General features: G+C 45.4%; 1 protein-coding gene. It reads right to left on the reverse strand.

Translation table 11 applies throughout. The features are described from left to right. Nucleotides 1-87: 87 nt before the first annotated feature. Nucleotides 88-1,871 (reverse strand): efflux RND transporter permease subunit (locus H6S82_RS31600; protein ID WP_191057368.1); only part of this gene is annotated, 1,784 nt, incomplete at its 5' end.

Consider the following 1,871-nt stretch of genomic DNA (forward strand, 5'->3'; position numbering starts at 1 on the left):
TTGGGATTTATTTTTTTAACGCAAAGGAACGCACTAGCCGCGTCAGCGGCTTCCCGCAGGGTAGGTTTTCGCAAAGGAACGCAGAGGTTAATTTTTGTTTTTGGAGGGAGGTTTTCGATCGTGGACGATATCGTAAACTACGGGAACGACGATTAAGCTTAGTAGGGAAGATGATATCAGACCGCCTGCGATCGCTATTGCCATAGGGGTACGCAATTCTGCGCCTGCACCCAAACCTAAAGCGATCGGCATCATACCTAAAATGGTTGAAGCTGTAGTCATTATAATCGGTCGGAGGCGAACTGGTCCCGCTTTCAGGATTGCTTCGGTGCGGCTGTAGCCAGAACTGCGTAGTTGGTTGATGTAATCTACAAGTAAGATGGCATTTTTGTTACTCAAACCTAGTAGGAAAACAAAGCCAATTAGCGATATCATACCGAAATCGCTGTTGGTAATTAGCAGTGCGAATATACCGCCTACAAGTGCTAGGGGTAAAGATAAACAAATTACCAGGGGATCGATCCAGCTTTTGAATAAGAAAATCAGCACGAATAAAATACAGATAGCTGACAGAGTTAAAGTTGTGCCAAAACTGCCGAAGATTTCGCCGCTGCGAGCAGAGTCTCCTCCTAATGCTAAAGTAACTTGTGGCGGTAGAACAGCTTTTGCTTCCGATACTACTATATCGGTGGCTTGTCCTATGGTTAACTCTCGATTTAGGTTAGCGCTGACATAGACAGTTCTCTTTTGGCTGCGATGTTCGATCTGAAAAATTGTGCCATCTTCACCCGTTTCTCCTGTTGTTGTGACATCTTCAAATCCCCGTATTGTCAATAGCCGCGCTTTGATTTCTCTGGCTGCTTTGCTAACTGCTTGTAAGTCATCGCCTACTAAAGCAATTTGCAGGGGTTTTTGAGCGCCGAGACTGGCATCGACGAATTGAATATCTTCTACACTGGTGGTAACTCCCGGTATTGTGGGTAATTGTTCGCGAATGCGGTCTTGCACTTCGGCGGTATGGAGTGTGCGATCGCTCTTTAACGCTACATTAATAATGCCTTTATTCGGTTCGGCTTCGCGAAAACCGACGATGGTAAATACTTTTTCGACTTCTGGCGATTTCAATACTGCTGCTTCTATTTGTTTGGCAACATCAAGAGATTCTCCTAACGCATCTGTTTCGACTCCGGCAGATGATTTCAACCAATCCGGTAGATAGGCGGTAGCGTTGATGGGTGCGGTATAGCTAATGTTGAATTCGCCGCGATCGAGTTTGGGAATAAAGCCTTTGGGAATGAGTGGAATTAGTCCTATCCCTGCAACAAAGCTGAGTGCTGCTATTCCTATTACTATGCTTCGATGTTTGAGAGACCAGCTTAGTAAGTGGCGATATCCTTCCGCAAAACTTTGCCAATATCTATTTTCTCTGGGACTCGTTTTTGAAGATTTGGGTTTGAGCCAGTAAACTGCTAAAACAGGCGATAATGTCCGCGCTACCAATAAAGAAGTTAGCATTGCTGCTGAAACGGTGATGCCAAAAGGCATGAAGAATTGCCCGATCGTTCCTTTCATTAATGCTATGGGCAAAAATACGGCTACGGCGGTAAATGTTGCCGCTGTAACTGTCAATCCGATTTCGTTAGTAGCGTGCAGTGCTGCTTGGCGGGGAGTTTCTCCTTCGTCGATATGACGCATGATGTTTTCCACATCGACAATGGCGTCATCGATAATGCTACCGATAACTAACGCTAGGGCTAATAAAGTAATTGTTTCCAAGTTGAAGCCGTAGATAGCCATGACGATAAATGTACCCAGCAGCGATGCGGGTATCGCCAATGCGGATATCAGTGTCGCTCGCAAGTTCCACAAAA

Origin of the sequence: Planktothrix sp. FACHB-1355, from assembly GCF_014748295.1 — a bacterium.
GTDB lineage: Bacteria > Cyanobacteriota > Cyanobacteriia > Cyanobacteriales > Aerosakkonemataceae > Aerosakkonema > Aerosakkonema funiforme_A.